The 21,002-nt window shown below is 63.3% G+C and carries 21 protein-coding genes; 4 read left to right on the top strand and 17 right to left on the bottom strand.

Features of this window, described 5'->3' with window-relative positions; translation table 11 throughout:
* Nucleotides 1-368: 368 nt before the first annotated feature.
* The 5 genes from DXD49_RS00730 to dnaK form a co-directional block, all read right to left on the bottom strand.
* Entirely contained in the window at nt 369-2,669 is a 2,301-nt protein-coding gene (locus DXD49_RS00730) for a hydratase (RefSeq protein WP_117742899.1), read from the bottom strand.
* Nucleotides 2,670-3,028: 359 nt separating this feature from the next.
* Entirely contained in the window at nt 3,029-3,445 is a 417-nt protein-coding gene (locus DXD49_RS00725) for a heat shock protein transcriptional repressor HspR (protein WP_055250809.1), read from the bottom strand.
* A gap of 71 nt (nt 3,446-3,516) precedes the next feature.
* On the bottom strand, nt 3,517-4,482 hold the full coding sequence (locus DXD49_RS00720) for a DnaJ C-terminal domain-containing protein (RefSeq protein WP_117735383.1): 966 nt from the start codon (nt 4,480-4,482) through the stop codon (nt 3,517-3,519).
* A 107-nt stretch (nt 4,483-4,589) separates the two neighbouring features.
* On the bottom strand, nt 4,590-5,432 hold the full coding sequence (locus DXD49_RS00715; protein ID WP_117793942.1) for a nucleotide exchange factor GrpE: 843 nt from the start codon (nt 5,430-5,432) through the stop codon (nt 4,590-4,592).
* 2 nt (nt 5,433-5,434) lie between these two features.
* Nucleotides 5,435-7,324: a molecular chaperone DnaK gene (gene dnaK, locus DXD49_RS00710; RefSeq protein ID WP_117793941.1), complete on the bottom strand. Its 1,890-nt coding sequence runs from the start codon at nt 7,322-7,324 to the stop codon at nt 5,435-5,437.
* A gap of 506 nt (nt 7,325-7,830) precedes the next feature.
* On the opposite strand from dnaK, the gene DXD49_RS00705 reads away from it, so the two are divergent.
* On the top strand, nt 7,831-8,016 hold the full coding sequence (locus tag DXD49_RS00705) for a DUF362 domain-containing protein (protein ID WP_006235216.1): 186 nt from the start codon (nt 7,831-7,833) through the stop codon (nt 8,014-8,016).
* A gap of 242 nt (nt 8,017-8,258) precedes the next feature.
* On the opposite strand, the gene DXD49_RS00700 is transcribed toward DXD49_RS00705, so the two are convergent.
* The 4 genes from DXD49_RS00700 to nadA are packed head-to-tail and all read right to left on the bottom strand — an operon-like array spanning nt 8,259 to nt 12,126.
* Nucleotides 8,259-8,804 (bottom strand): transcription repressor NadR, encoded by a 546-nt coding sequence (locus tag DXD49_RS00700; protein ID WP_117793940.1) that lies wholly within the window; start codon nt 8,802-8,804, stop codon nt 8,259-8,261.
* The gene (gene nadC, locus DXD49_RS00695; protein ID WP_117793939.1) at nt 8,804-9,664 is read right to left on the bottom strand and encodes a carboxylating nicotinate-nucleotide diphosphorylase; all 861 of its coding nucleotides are present in this window, start codon (nt 9,662-9,664) and stop codon (nt 8,804-8,806) included. The genes DXD49_RS00700 and nadC overlap by 1 nt, the downstream gene beginning before the upstream one ends.
* Nucleotides 9,665-9,667: 3 nt before the next feature.
* Nucleotides 9,668-11,044: an L-aspartate oxidase gene (locus tag DXD49_RS00690; protein ID WP_233505207.1), complete on the bottom strand. Its 1,377-nt coding sequence runs from the start codon at nt 11,042-11,044 to the stop codon at nt 9,668-9,670.
* Between the two features lie 56 nt (nt 11,045-11,100).
* A complete protein-coding gene (gene nadA / locus DXD49_RS00685; protein WP_117793937.1) occupies nt 11,101-12,126 on the bottom strand; it encodes a quinolinate synthase NadA in 1,026 nt (341 codons plus the stop codon).
* A 679-nt stretch (nt 12,127-12,805) separates the two neighbouring features.
* On the opposite strand from nadA, the gene DXD49_RS09835 reads away from it, so the two are divergent.
* The gene (locus tag DXD49_RS09835) at nt 12,806-13,000 is read left to right on the top strand and encodes a hypothetical protein (RefSeq protein WP_233505055.1); all 195 of its coding nucleotides are present in this window, start codon (nt 12,806-12,808) and stop codon (nt 12,998-13,000) included.
* A 108-nt stretch (nt 13,001-13,108) separates the two neighbouring features.
* Nucleotides 13,109-13,357, top strand: coding sequence for an integrase core domain-containing protein (locus tag DXD49_RS09830; protein WP_233505056.1), 249 nt, complete (start codon nt 13,109-13,111; stop codon nt 13,355-13,357).
* On the opposite strand, the gene DXD49_RS00675 is transcribed toward DXD49_RS09830, so the two are convergent.
* The 3 genes from DXD49_RS00675 to DXD49_RS10000 are packed head-to-tail and all read right to left on the bottom strand — an operon-like array spanning nt 13,264 to nt 15,682.
* Nucleotides 13,264-13,467 (bottom strand): hypothetical protein, encoded by a 204-nt coding sequence (locus tag DXD49_RS00675; RefSeq protein ID WP_117742906.1) that lies wholly within the window; start codon nt 13,465-13,467, stop codon nt 13,264-13,266. The two genes, DXD49_RS09830 and DXD49_RS00675, sit on opposite strands and share 94 nt — an antisense overlap.
* 4 nt (nt 13,468-13,471) lie before the next feature.
* The gene (locus DXD49_RS00670; RefSeq protein ID WP_117742907.1) at nt 13,472-15,214 is read right to left on the bottom strand and encodes an ABC transporter ATP-binding protein; all 1,743 of its coding nucleotides are present in this window, start codon (nt 15,212-15,214) and stop codon (nt 13,472-13,474) included.
* Nucleotides 15,215-15,682, bottom strand: coding sequence for a hypothetical protein (locus DXD49_RS10000; RefSeq protein ID WP_158553121.1), 468 nt, complete (start codon nt 15,680-15,682; stop codon nt 15,215-15,217). It lies immediately after the preceding gene.
* A gap of 44 nt (nt 15,683-15,726) precedes the next feature.
* Between DXD49_RS10000 and DXD49_RS00660 the strand changes: the two genes are divergently transcribed.
* Complete coding sequence (locus DXD49_RS00660) at nt 15,727-16,230, top strand: TatD family hydrolase (RefSeq protein WP_158553122.1); 504 nt, start codon at nt 15,727-15,729, stop codon at nt 16,228-16,230.
* Between the two features lie 64 nt (nt 16,231-16,294).
* On the opposite strand, the gene DXD49_RS00655 is transcribed toward DXD49_RS00660, so the two are convergent.
* From DXD49_RS00655 to DXD49_RS00635, 5 genes are all read right to left on the bottom strand, one after another.
* Nucleotides 16,295-17,401: a DUF871 domain-containing protein gene (locus tag DXD49_RS00655; RefSeq protein WP_117742909.1), complete on the bottom strand. Its 1,107-nt coding sequence runs from the start codon at nt 17,399-17,401 to the stop codon at nt 16,295-16,297.
* Nucleotides 17,394-18,854 (bottom strand): glycoside hydrolase family 1 protein, encoded by a 1,461-nt coding sequence (locus DXD49_RS00650; protein ID WP_117793936.1) that lies wholly within the window; start codon nt 18,852-18,854, stop codon nt 17,394-17,396. Before DXD49_RS00650 ends, DXD49_RS00655 begins: the two co-directional genes overlap by 8 nt.
* Nucleotides 18,855-18,959: 105 nt before the next feature.
* Nucleotides 18,960-20,264, bottom strand: coding sequence for a PTS sugar transporter subunit IIC (locus DXD49_RS00645; protein WP_117742911.1), 1,305 nt, complete (start codon nt 20,262-20,264; stop codon nt 18,960-18,962).
* A 34-nt stretch (nt 20,265-20,298) separates the two neighbouring features.
* The gene (locus tag DXD49_RS00640) at nt 20,299-20,595 is read right to left on the bottom strand and encodes a PTS sugar transporter subunit IIB (RefSeq protein ID WP_117742912.1); all 297 of its coding nucleotides are present in this window, start codon (nt 20,593-20,595) and stop codon (nt 20,299-20,301) included.
* A gap of 71 nt (nt 20,596-20,666) precedes the next feature.
* Nucleotides 20,667-21,002: a PTS lactose/cellobiose transporter subunit IIA gene (locus DXD49_RS00635; protein ID WP_117742913.1), complete on the bottom strand. Its 336-nt coding sequence runs from the start codon at nt 21,000-21,002 to the stop codon at nt 20,667-20,669.

Below are 21,002 nucleotides of genomic sequence, written 5' to 3'. Positions count from 1 at the left end.
TCTGGCGCTCAACTGTCTCGATCCATAACATCTAGCTGCCGTTTTGGACCTCAGATGTTACAGATTGAGATGAAATGTTCAGCAGCTCCCGTTTATCTAAATCTGTAACAACTACTCGGCAAATAGAGGTCCACCTGTTACAGATTGAGATAAACCTCGGACACCACCAAGGCGCCCGTCCCCAATGCGGTGCTTCGACAAAAAGAAGCCGCCCCGATAACAGGGGCGGCATCAAGCAAGTCTATTTATTAGCGTCCCTCAAGACCCAACGAGAGCGTCGCGGTAGCCCCGGACACACCTTTCCCTCGGGCGGCCCTCGCGAAGCGCGTGAGCACGAGGGAAAGGTGTGTCCGGGGCGCACAGCAACGTTACTCGGCAGCGGCCTTGAACTTGTTGTAGTTGATCAGACAGCCGGCCTTGACGATGGCACGCTCCTCCGCCGTCATATCGGCAATGTAGAGCTCAATCTGCTCGACCGCACCGTCGGCGCGCACCACGTAGGCGGCGATGTTCTTCAGGTCGCCATCGAGCGCGGCGCGGATACCCGGCACAAAGACGTAGTCGCCCACCTCAAAGTTGGGTTCCGTCTCCATCTGGAAGGGCACCATGCCCCAGTTCATCACGTTGGAGCGATAGCGCTTGGTGGCGTACTCGTGGACGATGTTGGCCAGACCGCCGATCACGCGCTGGCAGCTCGCGGCCTGCTCGCGGGCGCTGCCGTCGCCGGGCTTCTTGGCGTAAATCATGGAACCGAACTCGGTCGCCTTGGCATCGGCCGCGACACCCGCGCCGGCCAGCGCCTCAAACACACCGGCAAGCTCGACATCGAGCACCGACAGGTCACCCGCGGACTCGCCGGCAACGCGACGCTTCTCCACAGCGTCAACCTCCTTGGAGCGGCCCACGTAGGCAGGGTCGCGGCGGCTGAGCGTAAACTCGGCCAGGCCCAGCGGGTTGGAGCGGAAGGAGCTCGTCTCGCCCGAGGGAATGAGCTCGTCGGTCGTGGTGACCGGGTCCATGATCTTGGAGCACACCTTGAGCAGAATGTCGTCGCCGAGCGGCTCCATCGCAGGCCACGGCTTGATATTGGGACCCTCGACCAGCTCATCTGCAGGCTCGGCCTTGCCAAAGCCCCAGTATACGCGCTTCTTGTAGGGAGCGTCGTCGAAGGTGTACTCGCAGGCCTCGTCCCAAGTCTCCTCGGGCAGATCGGTCGCCGGGGTGAGCACGCCGCCGTTGGCCGCGGTCGCCGCAATGGAGCGGGCGTCCATCAGGGCCACGGCACTCAGCTGGCCATTGCCCGGCTTGGAACCCTCGCGGTTGGGGAAGTTGCGCGTGGTGTGGCGGATGGACAGCCCGTTGTTGGCAGGCGTGTCGCCGGCGCCGAAGCACGGGCCGCAGAACGCCGTGCGCACAATCGCGCCGGCCTCCATGAGGTCGTAGATATAGCCACGGCGCGTAAGTTCGAGCGCCACGGGCTGGCTTGTGGGATAGACCGACAGCGAGAACTCGCCGCAGCCGGTATTGGCGCCCTTGAGCACGCGGGCAGCCTGCACCACGGAGTCGTAGTTGCCACCCGAGCAGCCGGCGATAACGCCCTGCTGCACGTGCAGTTTGCCGTCGATGATCTTGTCGAGCAGGCTAAAGTGCGTCTTGCCCTCGCCGATCTTGGCGGCCTCGAGCTCCACCTCGTGGAGGATGTCCTCGAGGTTCTCGTTGAGCTCGTCGATCTCAAAGCCGTTGGAAGGATGGAACGGCAGGGCGATCATGGGCTTGATACTCGACAGGTCGACCTCGACGCAGCCGTCATAGTAGGCGACATCGGCGGGCTTGAGCTCGCGATAGTCGTCGCCACGGCCGTGCATGGTCAAAAACGCGTGCGTGTCCTCGTCGGTGGCCCAGATGCTCGACAGGCAGGTGGTCTCGGTGGTCATGACGTCGACGCCGTTGCGGTAGTCGGTCGTCATGCTCGCGATACCCGGGCCCACGAACTCCATGACCTTGTTCTTGACGTAGCCCTTAGCAAAGACGGCGCGGATGATGGCGAGCGCCACGTCGTGCGGGCCGACGCCGGGACGCGGGGCGCCCGTGAGGTAGATGGCGACGACGCCGGGATAGGCAACGTCGTAGGTGTCACGCAGCAGCTGCTTAGCCAGCTCGCCGCCGCCCTCGCCCACGGCCATGGTGCCCAGGGCGCCGTAGCGGGTGTGCGAGTCGGAGCCCAGGATCATCTTGCCGCAGCCGGCGAAGTTCTCACGCATAAAGGAGTGGATGACGGCGATATGTGGCGGGACGAAAATGCCGCCGTACTTCTTGGCAGCCGAGAGGCCAAAGACGTGGTCGTCCTCGTTGATGGTGCCGCCCACGGCGCACAGCGAATTGTGGCAGTTGGTGAGCACGTAGGGCAGCGGGAACTGCTCCATGCCCGAGGCGCGCGCCGTCTGGATAATGCCGACAAAGGTGATGTCGTGGCTCGCCATGGCATCGAAGCGAATCTTGAGCGCCTCGGGGTCGCCCGACGTGTTATGTGCCTGAAGGATCGAATACGCGATGGTGCCGCGCTTGGCATCCTCGGGCGTCTGCGTAATACCGCGCTCGGCAGCCTCGGCCGCAGGCACAACCTCGCTGCCGCCGCGCAGGTAGATGCCGTCCTCGTACAGCTTGACCATACTGTCTCCCACTCTGCCCAAAAATTTGAGCGCATAGCATACATTCGTTCAATATCGTGCCATAGAACGGTTGCAAGTGGGTTACGAATCTACACGTTCACTTTATCTCAGTAAAGCATAAGGCGAGCCGGGGGGCGGGAAGACGGGTTTGGCGCACGGAATGTCCCCAAGTGCCGGCAGAAAAGGAACGTCCCCAAGTGCCGGCAGAAAAGGAACGTCCCCAAGTGCCGAAATGGCGAGAGTGGATAATCTCCCACTTTGAGCCTGCACAAAGGCCAAAAACGGGAGATTATCCACTCTCATTCTGTGGGCACTCATTTAAGTACGTCCCCAATGAGTGCCCGGCGGCGCCGGCGGAACTACAGGTCGCCGCCCGTGCCCAGTAACTTGCGCATGACTTGCTCGGGGTTGACCGAGCCATCGCGCGGGGCCAGTGCGGTGATCTTCTTCTGCATCTTGTACTCGTGCAGCTCGTCCTCGAGCTGGCGCACGCGGGCGCGGAGCTTCTCGTTTTCGCGCTCGCGCTCCTCGGCACGCTCCTTCATATCGAGAATGCGCACCACGCCGGCAAGGTTGATGCCCTCATCGGTCAGCTGGTTGATGAGCTCCAGGCGCTCGATATCGGCACGCGAATACAGGCGCGTGTTGCCGCCCGAGCGCTGGGGGTTCACCAGGCCCTTGGACTCGTAGACGCGCAGAGTCTGCGGGTGCATGCCGGTCAGCTCAGCCGCCACGCTGATCATGTACAGCGGTTTGTTCCTATTGTCCTCGGCCATGCTACCTGACCCCTTTCCGTTTCGCACGTCTACATCATAAGCCCGCGGACGCGGGCGGGCACACAGGCGCCCTAGTACGTCGCCTTGTAACGGTTGACCTTCTCGCGATAGTCGCGCGTGTCGGCCTCGCGCAGTTTGGTCATCGCGTCGCGCTCGTCATCGGATAGGTTCGTGGGAACCTGCACCCTGATCTCGACGAGCAGCGCACCCGTGCGGCCGCGGTGCTTAACGTCGGGCGCGCCCATTTCCTTAAAGCGGAACTTCTTGCCCGTCTGGGTACCCGCGGGCACCTTCAGACGAACCGTCGCGCCACCGGGCGTGGGCACGTCCACCGTGCAGCCGAGTGCCGCCTCGTAGACCGAAATCGGCACCTCCATGGTCACATCGGCGCCCTTGCGCTTAAACAGCGGGTGCTCCTCCACGTGCGTGGTCACGACCAGGTCGCCGCGCTCGCCACCGGCGACGCCGTACTCGCCGCGACGCTTGTAGCGCAGCTTGCCGCCATCCACGGCACCCGCAGGCACCGAGACCGTGATGGTCTGCTGCTCGCCCGTCGAGGGAATGCGGTAGGTGACCTTGTGCGTCACGCCGCGGAATGCGTCCTCGGCCGTTACGTCGACAGTCAGCGACAGGTCACCGCCCTTGCGCGCGCGACTGCGGCCCGCGCCGGCACCGGCATTACCCGCGGCCCCGGCAAAGCCCGAGCCCCAATCGCTGCCCCAGGCGCCGTTGCCGCTAAAGATGCTGTCGAAGATATCACCCCAGCCGCTCGCGCCGGCACCGGCGCCGTAGCCACCGCTATACGCGCCGCCCGCGCCCGGCATGCCGCCGAACATGAGCATCTGGTCGTACTCTTTGCGCTTCTTCTCGTCCGAAAGCGTCTCGTAGGCCTCGCTGATCTCCTTGAACTTGGCCTCGTCGCCGCCGGCATCGGGGTGATATTTTTGCGCGAGCTTGCGAAACGCGCTCTTGATCTCTTTGTCGGAGGCGCTCTTGGATACGCCCAGGATGTCATAGAAGGTTTTGCCTGCAGCCATCGTAGCTCCTCTCCTGTTTCATCCACCGTCCAACGGGCGGCGGCTCATACTGTCATATGGCACTAGGCCAGAAAGGGCCCCGGGTGTTGCCCCGGGGCCCTTCTCAATTACTCCTCGGTGCTCTCGGCCGTGTCGGCCGCAGCATCCTCGGGCGCCGCTTCGGGCTTCGGTGCGGGGCGCTTCTCGCCACCGTAGGTCACCGTCACCATCGCGGAGCGCAGGATGCGATCCGCCATGCGGTAGCCCTTCTGGTACACGTCGTTGACGGTCTCGTCGTACTGCGACGCGTCCTCGACGCGACCCACGGCCTGGTGCTCGAGCGGATCGAACGCCTCGCCCTTGGGGTCGATGGGCTCAACGCCCTCGTGCGCAAACACATCGAGCAGCTTGGCATGCACCGCATCGACGCCGTCGACGAACTGCTTAAAGTCGTCGGCAAGCTCCTGGCTGCGGGCATGGTCGATCGCACGCTCGATATCGTCGACTACCGGCAGCAGCGCGGTGACGAGCTTCTCGGTCGCACGCTCGCGCTCGGCGATGCGCTCGTTGGCGGTGCGACGACGGAAGTTCTCCCAGTCGGCCTGCAGACGGGCGGTGCGCTCGGTGGCGTCCTTTGCCTTGTCCTCGGCGGCCTTCTGAGCCTCTGCCGCAGCATCGAGCTCATGACGAACGTCGGCAAGCTCCTTCTGGGCCTGCTCGAACTTGAACTTAAAGTCGTTGTCGGCGGCTTCCTCACCGGCGCGGATAGCGGCTTCCACCATCTCGTCCTCGGTCATCGTCGCCTCCTTGTTGGAATCCTCTACCTGGTTCTCGGCAGCCTCGGCGGCCGGGGCCTCGTTGGCCTCGGTATCGTCTACGGCCTCTACGGGAATCTTCACGTCCTTCTCCTCAGAGTCAACGGGGGCGGCGCTGGTGGCAGCCGCCTCCGTGCGAGCTTTACGGGCGGACATGATTACTTGTCCTCGTCGTCTACAACCTCGTAGTCGGCGTCGACCACATCGTCGTCGGTCTGGGCGCCGGCGGCACCGTCGGTCTGCTGCTGAGCGTCGGCGTAGACAACCTGAGCCAGCTCGTAGGCCACGGACTGCAGGGACTCGCCAGCGGCCTTGATGGCCTCGACGTCAGAGCCCTCGAGCGCCTTCTTGGCGTCGGCGATAGCGGCCTCGGCCTTGGACTTCACATCGGCGGAAACCTTGTCGCCCAGCTCGTTGAGGGTCTGCTCGGTGGAGTAGCACAGGCTGTCGGTCTGGTTGCGGACCTCGACCTCTTCCTTCTGCTTCTTGTCCTCCTCGGCATGAGCCTCGGCGTCCTTGACCATACGATCGACTTCGTCGTCGGAAAGCGCGGTAGAGCCGGAGATGGTGATCTGCTGCTCCTTGCCGGTGCCCTTGTCCTTAGCGGAGACCTTGACGATGCCGTTGGCGTCGATGTCGAAGGTGACCTCGATCTGCGGCACGCCGCGGCGGGCGGCCGGGATACCGGTCAGCTGGAACTTACCAAGCGACTTGTTGTCGCGGGCAAGCTCGCGCTCGCCCTGGAGCACGTTGATCTCGACGCTGGTCTGGTTGTCGGCAGCGGTGGAGTAGACCTCGGTCTTGGAGGTCGGGATCGTGGTGTTGCGGTCGATCATCTTGGTCATGATGCCGCCCATGGTCTCGACACCCAGCGACAGCGGGGTAACGTCGAGCAGCAGGATGCCCTCGACGTCGCCGGTGAGCACGCCACCCTGGACGGCAGCGCCGTCGGCAACGACCTCGTCGGGGTTCACGGACATGTTGGGCTGCTTGCCGGTCATGGTCTTGACGAGCTCCTGGACGGCGGGCATACGGGTGGAGCCGCCGACGAGGATGACCTCGGTCAGATCAGAGAGCTTGAGCTTAGCGTCGCGCAGGGCGTTGGTGACAGGCTGCTTGCAGCGCTCGAGCAGGTCGCGGGTGATCTTCTCGAACTCGGCGCGGGTCAGCGTGTAGTTGAGGTGCAGCGGGCCGGACTGGTTCATGGTGATGAACGGCAGGTTGATGGTGGACTGCTGGGCGGCGGAGAGCTCCTTCTTGGCGTTCTCGGCGGCCTCCTTCAGACGCTGCAGGGCCATGGGGTCCTGACGCAGGTCGACACCGTTCTCCTGCTGGAACTTGTCGGCCATCCAGTCGATGACGCGCTGATCCCAGTCGTCGCCGCCCAGGTGGTTGTCGCCCGAGGTGGACAGGACCTCAAACACGCCGTCGGCGAGGTCGAGGATGGAGACGTCGAAGGTGCCGCCGCCCAGGTCGAAGACCAGGATGCGCTGGTCGGAGCCCTGCTTGTCCAGGCCATAGGCCAGAGCAGCAGCGGTCGGCTCGTTAACGATACGCTTGACGTTGAGGCCGGCGATCTTACCGGCGTCCTTGGTGGCCTGACGCTGGGCGTCGTTGAAGTAGGCCGGGACGGTGATGACGGCGTCGGTGACGGTCTCGCCCAGATACTTCTCGGCGTCGGCCTTCATCTTTGCGAGCACCATGGCGCTCACCTGCTCGGCGGTGTAATCCTTGCCCTCGATGTCGACGACGGCACGGCCGCCCTGGCCCTCCTTAACCTCATACGGCACGGTCTTGAGCTCGGAGGTGCACTCGGAGTACTTGCGGCCCATGAAGCGCTTGATGGAGAACACGGTGTTCTTGGGGTTGGTGACAGCCTGGTTCTTAGCGGCCTTACCCACGACGCGGTCGCCGTCGGCACGGAATCCCACGACGGACGGGGTGGTGCGGTCGCCCTCGGCGTTCACGATGATGGTCGGAGAACCGCCCTCGAGGACGGCCATAGCGGAGTTAGTAGTACCAAGGTCGATACCAAGAATCTTGCCCATTAGAAATTCCCTCTCTCTTGTGCGTTTGCGCCGCCTCGGCGGTCTGTCGCGCGGTGCTTCGGCTTGTCTTTCAGGATGTAGTGTATCCCCTTATGGGCCGGAATATACAAAATCTAAGTCAATTCATATAAGATTTCTTATTGCTCAGAGTTTAGGTTCGTAAAAGCTCAGGTAGATGCACTGTTTGAGTTCTCGGCAGATCTATTGAGATCTATGTAGAGATGGCTGAGGTTTGCGACCCGGAGCTCCGCATGCCATTTCTAGCCCGTCCACAAATGGCAGGATAACTTGCCCAATCGCTCAATATTTTGAGTCACCTTTAGCTAACATTTGCGCAGCTCGGCGACCCCACCTGCGCATTTTTTAGTAAGCCGCGGCATACTCGGCGAACGGTATGAAGATGCCGGCCAGAGGGTATTGCAAACGGTCGCTCCCGTGGTATGTTTTTGCCCGAATCAAACCGACGCGCATCGTCTGTAGCGTCGGTCAACAGAGAGGAAACTACCATGGCTCATCCCGTAATTGATGCCGACGAGTGCATCGCTTGTGGCGTTTGCGTCGACTCCTGCCCCGCTGGCGTTCTGGAACTCCAGGACGTCGCTACCGTCGCTGACGAGGACTCCTGCGTCGCCTGTGGCGCTTGCCAGGACGCTTGCCCCGCTGGCGCGATCACCGAGATCGTCGAGGAGTAACAACTCCCCCACTTGCACACTCAAAAGTACACCGTGTACAAAAAGGAGGCCTTCGCATCGCCGCGGAGGCCTCCTTATTTTGTTTGTGCGGATAACTAATTTGGCACCGCCGCAGGTTGAGCATAAGTCAGCGAAAACGCCCCTAAGCGAGCAAGGTGACGTGAAAGAGGAGGGAAGCGTACTTTGGTACGCGACCGACGATTGAACGTCAGATTGCCGCTTAGGGGCGTTTGCAGCGTCGGCTACGATAGGTCGCCCTCGTAAGGCATAAGGTCTGCGAGGTAGCCTTTCTCCTTGAGCATGGCCTCGATCTCGTCGAGGGTCTGCTCGTCTTCCGCCGCGATGCGATGGAAGTGGTAGCCGCTCGTCACCGTCAGCAGCGGGAAACTCTTGCCGCTGGCAATGCCCTCCAGATAGCGCTCGATATCGCGACGGTTACGAATGTCCAGGTCGGCCGTGATCTTGCCATACACGCGGTGGTTGACGATCACGTTGAGCACGGCGCCGCCCGCGTCGACGATACTCGTGAGCTCGTCACCTGCCTGCTCAACGCCATGGTGCACCTTGACCAGGCGCGTGGGTACCGCCGGGCTGCTCGGAGCCTCCTGCAGCACGTAGCCGCGATTGGTGGCCACGATGTCGTGCCCATCGGCACGCAGCAGGGCAATATCCTGAACCACGACCTGACGGCTCACGCCCACCTCGCGGGCAAGTGCACTGCCCGAGACAGGTTCTTTGGCTCCCTCGAGCACAGCCATGATGGCACGGCGACGCTCGCGGGCGTCCATTATTTACCGTCCAACAGACGCAGGTGCTTGAGCGAGAGGTCGAGGATCGGCGCGGAGTGCGTCAGCGCTCCCGAGCTAATAAAGTCGACGCCCAGGTCGGCAAGCGCGCGAATATTGCTCGCGTCCACGTTGCCCGAGCACTCGGTCTTGGCGCGGCCGGCGATAAGCTCAATCGCGGCAGCCATGTCGTCGTGGGTCATGTTGTCGAACATGATGATATCGGCACCGGCCTCCACGGCCTCACGTACCATGTCCAGGTTCTCGCACTCAATCTCGACCGTCGTGGTAAACGACGCATGGGCGCGCGCCATCTCGATCGCACGCGTCACGCCGCCGGCGGCATCGATATGGTTGTCCTTGAGCATGACGGCCGTCGACAGGTTGTAGCGGTGGTTACTGCCGCCGCCGATCTCAACCGCCGCCTTCTCAAACACGCGCATGCCCGGCGTGGTCTTGCGCGTGTCGACGAGCACGGTCTTGGTTCCCTCGAGCGCTGCGGCCATGCTGTGCGTGTAGGTAGCGATGCCGCTCATGCGCTGCAGGTAGTTGAGTGCCACGCGCTCGCCCGAAAGCAGCACGCGCGCGTCGCCGCGCACCTGACCCACATGGTCGCCGGCGTGCACCTCGTCACCGTCGGCAACATCAAGCAGCACCGAGCTCTGCGAATCCAGCAGCTCAAAGGTGCGAGCAAACACATCCAAGCCGGCGATGATGCCATCGGCCTTTGCGATGAGCTCCACCGTGGCGGGACGCGCCGTGGGGCACACGCTCGCCGTGCTCACGTCCTCAAACGTAATGTCCTCGCGCAGAGCCTGCAGAATCAGATCATCGACGACGAGCTTCATGGTAATGGGATTCATGGTCTACTCCTCCACGGCCTGCGTGCCGGCGGCACGGGCCAGATCATCGATTGCCAGGGTGTCGGCGCTCAGGGCGCGATGACGGCCATCGAGCGCGGGCTCGCCCACCTGCTCCACGGCAAGCGACTCGCCGGTGCACATACGCCAAGCAGCGCGGCGACCCCAGACTAGGGATTCGAGCAAGCTGTTGGAAGCTAGGCGATTCTTGCCGTGAACGCCGTTGCAGGCCGTCTCGCCGGCGGCGTAGAGCTCGGGCATCGAGGTACGGCCGTCCTTGTCGACCCACACGCCGCCCATAAAGTAGTGCTGTGTGGGCGTGACGGGGATAGGCTCATCCAGGATGTCGCGACCGTCCTCAAGGCAGCGTGCGCGGATGTTGGCGAAGTGCCCGGTCACCACGTCGCGCTCGACGGGGGCAAAGCTCAGCCACTCGTGCTCGGTGCCGTCCTGCTTCATCTGCTCGCGGATAGCGGCGGCGACCACGTCGCGCGGCTGCAGCTCGTCGGTAAAGCGCTCGCCGGCGGCGTTAAGCAGAATCGCGCCCTCGCCGCGGCAACTCTCGCTGATCAGGAAGGTACGGCCCGGCTGCGGCGAGAACAGTCCCGTGGGGTGAATCTGCACGTAGTCCAGATGCTCCATCGTGATGCCGTGCTCCTGCGCGATGTAGCAGGCGTCGCCGGTGAGCTGCGGGTAGTTGGTGGAGTGATCGTACACGCCGCCAATGCCACCCGTCGCCCACAGCGTATGGCGGGCATGGATCTTAAACGGCTCGCCGGCATGCACGCCCTCGGCGGCATTTGCCAGCTCGTCGGCGGGACGAACCGAGTTGTCCTCGTCCACGGGAACGGCGATGACGCCGCCGCACACCGTGGCGCCGTCGCGCTCGGCCGTCAGGATGTCGGTCATGGCCACGTGCTCCAAAATCTGCACGTTGTCCAGCTTGCGCACGGCCTGGAGCAGCTTGGTCGTGATCTCCTTGCCCGTAATGTCGGCGTGGAAGGCGATGCGCGAGCGGCTGTGCGCGCCCTCGCGGGTAAAGTCGAGGCTGCCGTCGGCCTTGCGCTCAAAGTCCACGCCCATGGCCAGCAGGTCGTTGATGACCGAGCGGCTCGAGCGAATCATGATGTCAACGCTCTCGCGGCGGTTCTCGTAGTGGCCGGCGTGCATGGTGTCCTCAAAGAAGGCATCGTAGTCCGAGCCTTCGGGCAGCACGCAGATGCCGCCCTGCGCGAGCATCGAATCGCACTCGTCGACAGCGCCCTTGGAGAGCATGATTACGCGCGTGCTCGTCGGCAGATTGAGAGCCGCATACAGGCCCGCCACGCCGCAACCGGCAATGACGACGTCGCACTCCATGTCGGGGTATTGTTTGGTTTCCACAGGAATCCTCTCCCTTGTAATGTGACATGCGGGACCGTCCCTCATGTCACATTGTTCTAGCGCGCCGCGTACTCGAGCATGCGGTCGAGCGTGAGTTTGGCCTGGTCGGCGGCCTCGTCCGATACGCCGATCTGCACCTCGCCCTCGCCCGTCTCCAGGCAACGCACGAGCTTTTCGAGCGTGATGAGATCCATGTTGACGCAGGTGGGCTGCACCGCGGGGAAGTAGAACTTCTTGCCGGTGCCCTGACAGCGGCGCTCGAGCTCGTAGAGCACGCCGCGGACCGTCACGATGATGAACTCGTTTGCGTCCGACTCCTCAGCGTACTTGATGATGCCGGCGGTAGAGCCAATGTAGTCGGCCTCGGCAAGGACATCGGCCTTGCACTCGGGGTGCGCCAGCACGAGCGCGTCGGGGTGGGCCTCCGTCGCATCGACGATCTGCTCGACGGTGATGATGTGGTGGCGCGGGCAGTAGCCGTTGTTGAGAATGACGTGCTTTTGCGGCACCTGCTCGGCTACGAAACGGCCCAGGTTTTGATCGGGGATGAACAGGATGTGCTGTTGCGGCAGCTCGGACACGATCTTGACGGCGTTGGAGCTGGTGACGCACACGTCGCTCCAGCTCTTGATCTCGACCGTCGAGTTGACGTAGCAGACCACGGCAAGGTCGTCACCGTACTCGGCGCGCGCCGCGTCGACCGTCTCGCGCTTGACCATGTGAGCCATGGGGCAGTCCGCACCCGGCTCGGGCAGCAGCACGGTCTTAGTGGGATTGAGCAGCTTGGCGCTCTCGCCCATAAACTCTACGCCGCACAGCACGATGGTCTGCTGCGGCAGGCTCTTGGCGAGCTTAGCCAGGTAGAAGCTGTCGCCGACGTAATCGGCCACAGCCTGGACCTCGGGCGCCACGTAATAGTGCGCCAGGATCACCGCGTCGCGCTGGGTTTTAAGTTGCTGAATGGCCTCGACGAGCTCTGCGGGCACCAATGCCGCGCGCTCCGTTGCCGTCGTTGCCGATGCCAGGCCGGCCGCGATATCGCGTGCAAGCTCCGACGCATCCATGTTCGCGCTCTGTGCCATCAAGGCCCCTCTCTTTTAGCGAATCTTGGGGCTTTAGTATGACACCTAGGTTTACAGCTGACAAGACAGCTGTAAACCTAGGTGTAAAGTTGAAATAAAGATTCAATCATGCGGCAGGTCCATTTTCGAACTGGCAAGCTGAGGATAGTTGAAAATGGACCCGCCCCAAGATTCGAGCAGCCCTTTTGTCCTGGCCCGAGAGGCAGTGGTCAAAAAAGGCCAAATATGAGTACTGTCACCAAATTAGTAGCAGCGATTTTCCGGTCCAGATCAGCAAAATCGCCTTGTTTGGAGCCCGATCGTGACTCTGACGGACGAAAATCGATGCGCTTTTGGCCGCTGGCACCGATTTTGGAGGCCATGTGGCTGCCACTAAACTGGTAACAGTACTCATATTTGGCCTTTTTTGACCACCGGGCTTCCGGCAGGCCCCAAAAGCGGGCCCGAATCGCTCGATCCGGGCCCGCTGGGGGTAACGCGCACAGTCGTGGTGCAAGAAGCAAGGGAGGGCCAGCGCCTAGATATTCGACGAAAGGAAAGACGATGGCCCGCAGCGACATGCTATCCCAGCCGGACCGGGGGCTCGGCCTCGACCGGCCCCAGACCGAGGCATTTCACCGACGAGTTCAAGAGGCAGATAGTCGACCTCCACAACGCCGGAAAGCCCAGGCGCGAGGCCATGGACGAATACGACCTCGGCAAGAGCACCGTGGAGAGGCGGGTCAAGCCGATAAACGCGACCGGCTCGCCGCGCGCCGCCGATAACCGCACGCCCGAGCAGAACCGGATCCTGGAGCTCGAGCGCGAGAACCGCAGGCTCCGGATGGAGGTCGACATCTTAAGACGAGCGGCGCCGGTATACGCTCGGAAATGAGGGCCATGGCGGCCAACGGGGACCGCTACCCCATATCGGCGCAGCGCGGGCATCGAGGTATTCCACACGGACCGCGGCAGCGAGTTCGACAACGCCGAGATCGACCTGATGCTCGAGGTCTTCGGCATAGAGAGGTCGCTGTCGGCCAAGGGCTGCCCCCACGACAGCGCCGTCGACGAGTCGGCCGACGGGATACCGAGGGCCGAGCTCGCCCGCCGCGAGGCGTTCGGCACGATGCGCGAGCTCCGGGCCAAGCTCTCGGACTACGTGCACCGGTACGACAACTTCAGGATCCACTCGGCGAGCCCGGCGGTGGACAGGCCCGCCAGCGCCTTGGTGACGCTCGTCTTGGAGTAGCCCAGCAGGCACGCTATGTCCACGTTGTGGCAGGAGCCGCGCTCGGAGCGGATGCGCAGGATGGCCTCCAGATAGTCCTCCGAGGATTCCGTGGAACGCTGCTTGTTCATCGGTTTACGCCCCCAGCCTCCAGTCGGCCGCCTCTTCGCGCATGCGGATGAAGCGGTGGTAGATCCCGTCTTCACGCATGAACTCGTCGTGCGTGCCGCGCTGCACGATGTGGCCGGCGTCCACGACGAGAATCTGGCCGGCGTTGCGCACCGTGTTCAGGCGGTGGGCGATGGTGACGAGCGTCTTGCCGCGCGTGAGCTCGCCGATCGCCTCCATGAGCAGATGCTCATTCTCGGGGTCGACGGAGCTGGTCGCCTCATCCAGGATGACGATGGGCGCGTCCTTCATGATGGCGCGCGCGATGGATATGCGCTGCCGCTCGCCGCCCGACAGGTCGGCTCCGCCCTCTTCCAGCACCGTGTCGTAACCTTGCGGAAGGCGCTCGATGAAGTCGTGGCATCGCGCGCGCTTCGCCGTGGCGACCACCTCATCGCGCGATGCATCCGGCCGCCCGAACCGTATGTTGTTCTCCACCGTGTCGTTGAACAGGTATACGTTCTGGAACACCAGGGATATATGCGAAAGTAGGCTCTCCGCCGTGCCGTCACGCACGTCCGCGCCGCCCACGCTCACGAATCCTTCATCGACGTCCCAGAACCGCGCGAGCAGGTTCACCAGCGTGGTCTTGCCCGACCCGCTTGGCCCCACGATGGCGCACGAGGTGCCCTCGGGGATGCGAAGCGTCACGTGGTCGATGACGCGCCGGTCGTCGTAGCCGAACGACACGTCGTCCATCGCCAGGTCGAAACCTCGCGGCGCAAGAGGCTCGTCGGTCGTGTCCTGACGCGGAACCGCGCACACCTCGTCCACGCGGTCGAGCTCGCCCTCTATCTTCTTAGTGAGAAAGGCGCTATTGTTCGCGCTGATCAGCTCGCCATAGATCATGAACGCGGCGACGAGCAGCGTGAGCGCCCACGAGAGTGGCAGCCCACCCGTGAGGTACAGGGCGCACGCCGCGAACAGCACCGCGCAGCTCGCCAGATTGAACACCAGCGCATAGAGCTTGAGAATTCCCTGGGCCGCCTGCTCCTGACGGTAGTCGACCAGGCGCTTCTGCTCGAAAGACGCCTTCGCCTCGGCAAGCGCCTCGTCGGGCGTGGCGAACGTGCGCAGCACCGCCATCCCGCGGGCGTACTCGATCACCTTGTCGGTCATGGCCTCCTGGGCGGCGGTTACCTCGCGCGTCACCGCGGTGGAGCGGCGGCGCAGCCATTCGAGCACCACAAGCCCCATGGCGATGCCCGCGAACGTGATGAACGCCACCGGCGGCGCGAACAGCATGAAATACAAGCTCATGATGACCGCCATCGCCACGCCACCCGAAAGACCGGTGAGGCAGATGGTCATGAACTCCTCCAGCTGGTGCAGCGTCGTGGTGAGCGTGGTGGTGATGGCGGAAAGGCGCTGCTCGGAGAAATAGCCCATGGGAGCACCCTTCAGCCGATCGCCCACGCGCAGGCGCATGTCGCGGAAGATGTGGAACCCCTCGGCGTCCATCTTGATGTCCACGAGGTATTGGAAGATATACTGGCCCGCCACGCTCGCCAGCAGGATGCCCAGGCACTGCAGCGCCACATCCGCACCCATATGGTCACGATTCTCGAGCGCCCACCACACCGCGGCAAGCATCCCGGACATGAAGAACGCTTTTAGGACGTTGCACACCATGCCAACAATGAGACTGCGTCGCGACGCAGGCGAGAAACTTCCCGCCACGTCGAGTATGCGTTTTACGATGGCGAACATCTACCTCGCCTCCTCGGGGCGGATGGCCGCCCAGTCTTCCACGTTTTTGTCCGTGAGCACCTCTGCCGCGCCCTGATGCTCACGCCACATGCGGGCGTACAGCGGGCAGCTTTGCAGCAGCTCATCGTGCCGCCCGCGCCCCACGATGCGCCCCGCGTCCATAACGAGAATCTGGTCGGCGCCCGTGATAGTCGAGAGCTGCTGCGCGCGAGGCGGGCGGGCGGACGCTCCGTCCGAGGTGCGCGGGAACGCAAATCCTTCCGGCGAGGATGCGCCCCCGGCGGGGGCTATCGCCTCGTCGACATGCACTGCCACCTGAGCCACATGGCGAACGGCCCAGAAGTCGCAGCCGCCGTACGGCAACGCGGTATCGCCCTGCTCGACGCCACGCTCGCACCGTCCGAGTACCCGGCAGCGTGCGAGCGCTTCGCCGCGGCACCCAACGTGCGTGTCGCTTCCGGGCTCCATCCCTGGCGCATCGAGGCGGGCCCTGCCGGCGAGAAGACGGCTGCGTGGGCGAAGTCGGGCTCGACTTCTCGCGCGCCCATGCATCGACGCGCGCGGCGCAGCTCTGCGCCTTCGACCGCATCGTGGCCGCCTGCGCCGCGCAGCCGCGCGCGGGCCGCGTCGTGTCCATCCATGCCGTGCACGCCGCCACAGAAGCGCTCGACATCCTCGAGCGCCACGGCCTCCCCGCGCACGCGACCTGCATCTTCCACTGGTTTTCGGGCAGCGGCGAGGACTTGAACCGCCTGCGCGCGCTCGGGTGCCTCGTCTCGGTCAACGAGTGCATGCTCGCGACCAGGCGCGGGCGCGCCTACGCGCGCCAACTGCCGGAAGACGCACTGCTCTTGGAGACGGATGCGCCCGCATGGCTCGATGCCCCCTGCTCCGCCGCAGAGCTGGAAGCCTCGCTCGCCCACACGCTCTCCCTGCTCGCCGAGATCCGCGGCACCTCTACGCAAACGCTCGCCCCCGCTCTTGCGGAGACGAGCGTGCGTCTCTTGCGATTGTAATCAGCAGATGCGCGGGGCGGCGCATCGCGCAACTCGATTAACCGCCCCGCCGCAGTCCGGACGGTTAGACCACATTGAACGTGAAGCGCGTGCCCGCACGCAGGCCGTCGAGCAGCATGAGCTCCGCGCCATCGATATACCCCACCACATTCGTCCGCCCGCTGTTTTCCATGGCCGCGAGCGCAATCTGAACCTCGCCGGCATACTGGCCGTAACCGTCGTTGTCCACGAGCACATCGCCCCGCCGGATATCGACCGTGTTGAAGGGAGCGACCTCCCCTTTCACCATCCGGCTCTCGACGGTGCGCACGAGATAGCCGTTTTGCTCGGGACGACACGACAGGCCGAGGCGCAGGCGCCGCTCAAGCTCCTTCGGCAAACCGGGAGCGCGATGCAAGGTGAACGCCATCGGGGCTGCGACGCCCGCAGCGATTGCCGCAAGCTCGCGCTCGCTCGCAAAGCAGTTGCCCACGATGATGTCATCCACGCAGCCGAGTTGCACGAGGTGACGGGCCTGCACGGCGGCGGGCAGATCGCGATGCATCTCAAGCGTAGGCAAACCGTCGCATGCCGGCCACGGGCCGAAGGCCTCCGGCTCCTGCGATGACACGAATGCCTGGAGTGGAAGCCCGCGCTCCTTCCACCGACGCGAGCAGGTCAGAAAATACTCGAGCGTCAGACCCGTGTAGCGATGCGGATAGTAGTTATGGCAGCCTACGATGCGCGCCGGCTCCCCACCGCTCGCGAGCAGCGCCCCGATGTGGTCGCACGCGTTTGCCGAGGCGTTGAGGCACACCCCGATGCCCGCCTCGTTGCGCGTGAGAAACGCCTCCTCCATCTCGGAGAGACCGAGATCGAGACGCATGACATCGCAGCCTATCTCCTGGAGAAATCCCAGATCGAGCTTGCCGCGCAAAACGCTCGCATTCACGCCGAATCGCGCAAGCACCGAAGGGTTCACGTCGCAGAACACCTCGAAGCCGAGCGCATGCGCCTCGTCGGTCAAAGCCCGGTAACGTGCCGTGACTTCATCGCGTTCATCGCGGACGCCGAGCAGCGCCACGAACAGCACGCGATAGCCGTGACGGGCGGCGAGGCGCAGGTATTCTCGGCACGCCTCGGCAGAGGCGAATTCCGGGTAGAGGGAAATGCCCAACCGCACCTCACGCATGGGAGACCTCCCCGCCGAGATCCTCGCCGTTCGTCTCGATCACGCGCTGGTACCAATAGAACGAGTCCTTGCGGCTGCGCTCGAAGGTGCCCGTTCCGTCATCGTGGCGATCGACGTAGATGAAACCGTAGCGCTTCGCGAACTCGCCGGTCGAGGCGCTCACCAAGTCGATGGGGCCCCACGAGGTGTAACCCATGAGGTCGACGCCGTCGGCCACCGCCTCGGCCATCTGCTCGATGTGCTGGCGCAAATACTCGATGCGGTACGGGTCGTGGATGGAACCGTCCTCCTCGACCGTATCGTAGGCACCCAAGCCGTTCTCCACGAGCATGACGGGCTTCTGATAGCGATCCCAGATGGCATTCAGCGACCAGCGCAGGCCCACCGGATCGACCTGCCAACCCCAGTCGCTCGTCTTGAGGTAGGGATTCTTTGCGCCGAAGGCGAAGTTGCCGCCCGTCGTCTCGAGCTTCTCGGGATGCGCGGAGAGGCAGACCGACATGTAGTAGCTGAACGTGACGAAGTCGACCGTGCCGCGCGCGAGCGTCTCGGCGTCGTCCGGCTCCATCGCGACCTCGATGCCCTTCTCGGCAAAGTGGCGCCTCATGTAGCTGGGATAGTATCCTCGCACCTGAACATCGGAGCAGAACCAATTGGCCACGCGCATGCGCTGCTGCACGAGCACCGCGTCATCGGGATCGCAGGTATAGGGGTACATGAGCGCAAACGAGGACATGCAGCCGATGCGGTACTCGGGATAGCGCTCGTGGGCCAGAGCCGTCACGCGCGCGGCAGCGACGAGCATATGGTGCAGCGCTTGGAAGCGCTCGGCGGGGTTATCGGGCAGGCCGTTGACGGGCCCCTCGTACCCGCGGACGGTGCTCAAGTTGAGCACGGCCCCGCCGCGACCGATGCCCGTATTCATCTCGTTCAGCGTGAGCCAGTAGCGCACCTTGCCCCGATAGCGCTCGAACACGCAGGCGCAAAAGCGCTCGAAGCACGCGATGAGCTCATGGCCGGCCCAGCCGTTGTACTTGCTCGCCAGCGCATAGGGCATCTCATAATGGCTGAGCGTCACGATGGGCTCGATGCCGTGCTCGCGGCAGCAGTCGAACACGCGATCATAGAACGCCAGACCGAGCTCGTTGGGCTCCGCCTCCTCCCCCGTAGGGAAGACGCGCGTCCACGCAATCGAGAGCCGCAACGCCTTGAAGCCCATCTCCGCGAGCATCGCGATGTCCTCGCGATAGCGATGGTAGAAATCGCACGCCTCGTGGCTCGGATAGAACGTGTCCGGCTCAAGGGTCGGCGTGATGCGCTTGTCGACCTTATGCGAACCGGCCGTGCACACGTCAGGCACCGAGACGCCCTTGCCGTCCACATCCCATGCGCCCTCGATCTGATTGGCCGAGATGGCGCCGCCCCACAAGAATCCATCGGGAAATCTACCCATGGAACACCTCCAAATACAACGAGGGGCGAGACTCGAAGAGCCGCGCCCCAATCACAAGTCACCCGCAGAGAGCGGGGCACATGCGCACATGCGCCAAGATGGTCCCTACGCTTCGGAAGCGGCCTTCTCGGCAGCCTCCTTCTCGCACAGCTGATGGTCATACACCTTCACGAACGGCAGGTAGACCAAGAAGGCGATGACGAAGGCCATAGGGGCAATGAAGAGGTTCTGCCACGCAAGGGAGGGCATGAAGCTCTGCATGATGATCGGCAGCTGCGTCATGATGAGCAGGTGGCCGGGCTGGAAGAAATCGAGCGAGTAGCCGATATAGGCAAAGAACATGATGATCATGGGGTTCAGGATAAACGGGATGGCCATGATGGGGTTATAGATGATGGGAGTACCGAACGCCATGGGCTCGGAGATGTTGAACACCGCAGGAACGATACCGGCCTTGCCCACAGCGCGAAGCTGCTCGGACTTGGAACGCATGCAAAGCACGGCGAGCGGCAGCACGTTGCCGCTACCACCGCAGCAAGACATGACGCCATACAGGGCGATCGGAGCGAACATGGCAGCCTGGCCGGAGGCGACGAGCTCGGCGTTCTGGGTGTAGAACTGGATCATGGGGGCCATGATGACCGGAGAGAGCACCATCGCGCCGTGGATGCCGAGACTCCAGAGCAGCTGGCACACAAACGCGAGTACGAACATGCCGGGCACCGACATGAGGGGCGTCAGCGGGATGGACAGGATACCGGCGATGGCGCCCGGGAGCACGACGCCGATGGTCATCTGGGCAAGCGTGTTGAGACCATGCCAGAGCAGGATGCAGATGACGAGCGGCACGAGGGTCGCGAAAGCGTCCGAAAGGAACTGCGGAACCGCGTCGGGCATCTTGAGGCTCACGTGATGCTTCTGGCAGAAATCGATGATCTTGACCGAAACCAGCGGGATGATGAGCGCGGTGAAGAGACCGGTGCCGCCAAGGTAGGTGGTGGCGAGCACTCTCATGGTCGAGCCATCCTGCAGGGTGACACTCTGAACGGGAGCACACACGAGCAGGAAGAGAATCATGGTGACGATGCCGTTCGCCAGCGCGCCCTCCATCTCCAAGTTCTTGGAGTAGATGTAGCCCACGGCGAAGGCCACGACGACGCCCAGGATGCCCATGGTCATGTTATAGGGCGTGGTGAGCCACATATAGGCGGCGTCGGTCGTCTCGAGCACGCCTACGATATCCAGCAGCGTGGCGACGACGGTGAAGATGGCGCCGGCGAGGATGACCGCCATGGCCGCCATCATGCCACCGCTGATGGCGGACAGGGCCTTGTTGGCCTGGAGCTTGCCGCCCCATTCCTGCAGCTTCATCATCACTGGGGATTGATACAGGTTGTCAAGTTTGGACATTGGTGTTCCGTTTCTCTTCGATCGAGACGGGTATCTAGCCCTGGACGAGAGACTCGATGAGCTTCATGATATTGGCGCAGTTGCCCGTGCCGTAATCGGTCGGCGGAATGACGGCGACCGGCATGCCGGACTCGGCGGCGATGTTGTCCTTCTGATAGGAAATCTGCGGACCCATGAGGATGCAGTCATACTCATGGCAGACCGTCTTGTACGTGTTGACGCTCTGGGCGGCGATGCTGAAATTGATCCCCTGCTCAGCGGCATACTTCTCAAGCTTCTTCATGAGAATGCTCGTGGACATCCCCATGGCGCAAACCAGCAATACCTTCATTGTTTTGATTCTCCTTGCATAACGGTCGTATCAACAAAGACGGCGGCCTTGAGCGCGCCATCCCGCCCGCATTACTCGGCGCGCGTCGCGTCGAGCTCGCGATACACATTCACGATCTCCTCGACCAGCTCCTGCGCGAGCATCGAGGTCATGAGATGGTCCTGGGCGTGCACGAGCATCACGTCGACGACGGTATGGTCGCCCGAAGCCTCCTTGGAAAGAAGCTGGGTCTGCACGTGATGGGCCTCGAGCGCGGCCTCCTTGCTCTGCTCGAGCAGGGCCTTCGCCGCCTCGAAATCATGCTCCTTGGCCTTCTTCAGCGCCTCGAAGGCGAGGCTGCGCGCCTGACCCGCCGAAGCGATGATGCCGAAGGAGATCATCTCGGTGCTCTGTTCCTCCTCTGCCAT

Origin of the sequence: Collinsella sp. TM05-38 (genome assembly GCF_003466445.1) — a bacterium.
Taxonomy (GTDB): domain Bacteria; phylum Actinomycetota; class Coriobacteriia; order Coriobacteriales; family Coriobacteriaceae; genus Collinsella.
Note: the sequence above shows the minus strand (reverse complement) of the source record. Positions and strands in the feature narration are given on the sequence as shown.

What these genes read in the sequence shown, in the direction of transcription:
- DXD49_RS00730 (WP_117742899.1), bottom strand. Translation starts at nt 2,669, where the DNA reads ATGGTCAAGCTGTACGAGGACGGCATCTACCTGCGCGGCGGCAGCGAG.
- DXD49_RS00725 (WP_055250809.1), bottom strand. Translation starts at nt 3,445, where the DNA reads ATGGCCGAGGACAATAGGAACAAACCGCTGTACATGATCAGCGTGGCG.
- DXD49_RS00720 (WP_117735383.1), bottom strand. Translation starts at nt 4,482, where the DNA reads ATGGCTGCAGGCAAAACCTTCTATGACATCCTGGGCGTATCCAAGAGC.
- DXD49_RS00715 (WP_117793942.1), bottom strand. Translation starts at nt 5,432, where the DNA reads ATGTCCGCCCGTAAAGCTCGCACGGAGGCGGCTGCCACCAGCGCCGCC.
- dnaK (WP_117793941.1), bottom strand. Translation starts at nt 7,324, where the DNA reads ATGGGCAAGATTCTTGGTATCGACCTTGGTACTACTAACTCCGCTATG.
- DXD49_RS00705 (WP_006235216.1), top strand. Translation starts at nt 7,831, where the DNA reads ATGGCTCATCCCGTAATTGATGCCGACGAGTGCATCGCTTGTGGCGTT.
- DXD49_RS00700 (WP_117793940.1), bottom strand. Translation starts at nt 8,804, where the DNA reads ATGGACGCCCGCGAGCGTCGCCGTGCCATCATGGCTGTGCTCGAGGGA.
- nadC (WP_117793939.1), bottom strand. Translation starts at nt 9,664, where the DNA reads ATGAATCCCATTACCATGAAGCTCGTCGTCGATGATCTGATTCTGCAG.
- nadA (WP_117793937.1), bottom strand. Translation starts at nt 12,126, where the DNA reads ATGGCACAGAGCGCGAACATGGATGCGTCGGAGCTTGCACGCGATATC.
- DXD49_RS09835 (WP_233505055.1), top strand. Translation starts at nt 12,806, where the DNA reads ATGGACGAATACGACCTCGGCAAGAGCACCGTGGAGAGGCGGGTCAAG.
- DXD49_RS09830 (WP_233505056.1), top strand. Translation starts at nt 13,109, where the DNA reads ATGCTCGAGGTCTTCGGCATAGAGAGGTCGCTGTCGGCCAAGGGCTGC.
- DXD49_RS00675 (WP_117742906.1), bottom strand. Translation starts at nt 13,467, where the DNA reads ATGAACAAGCAGCGTTCCACGGAATCCTCGGAGGACTATCTGGAGGCC.
- DXD49_RS00670 (WP_117742907.1), bottom strand. Translation starts at nt 15,214, where the DNA reads ATGTTCGCCATCGTAAAACGCATACTCGACGTGGCGGGAAGTTTCTCG.
- DXD49_RS10000 (WP_158553121.1), bottom strand. Translation starts at nt 15,682, where the DNA reads ATGGAGCCCGGAAGCGACACGCACGTTGGGTGCCGCGGCGAAGCGCTC.
- DXD49_RS00655 (WP_117742909.1), bottom strand. Translation starts at nt 17,401, where the DNA reads ATGCGTGAGGTGCGGTTGGGCATTTCCCTCTACCCGGAATTCGCCTCT.
- DXD49_RS00650 (WP_117793936.1), bottom strand. Translation starts at nt 18,854, where the DNA reads ATGGGTAGATTTCCCGATGGATTCTTGTGGGGCGGCGCCATCTCGGCC.
- DXD49_RS00645 (WP_117742911.1), bottom strand. Translation starts at nt 20,264, where the DNA reads ATGTCCAAACTTGACAACCTGTATCAATCCCCAGTGATGATGAAGCTG.
- DXD49_RS00640 (WP_117742912.1), bottom strand. Translation starts at nt 20,595, where the DNA reads ATGAAGGTATTGCTGGTTTGCGCCATGGGGATGTCCACGAGCATTCTC.
- DXD49_RS00635 (WP_117742913.1), bottom strand. Translation starts at nt 21,002, where the DNA reads ATGGCAGAGGAGGAACAGAGCACCGAGATGATCTCCTTCGGCATCATC.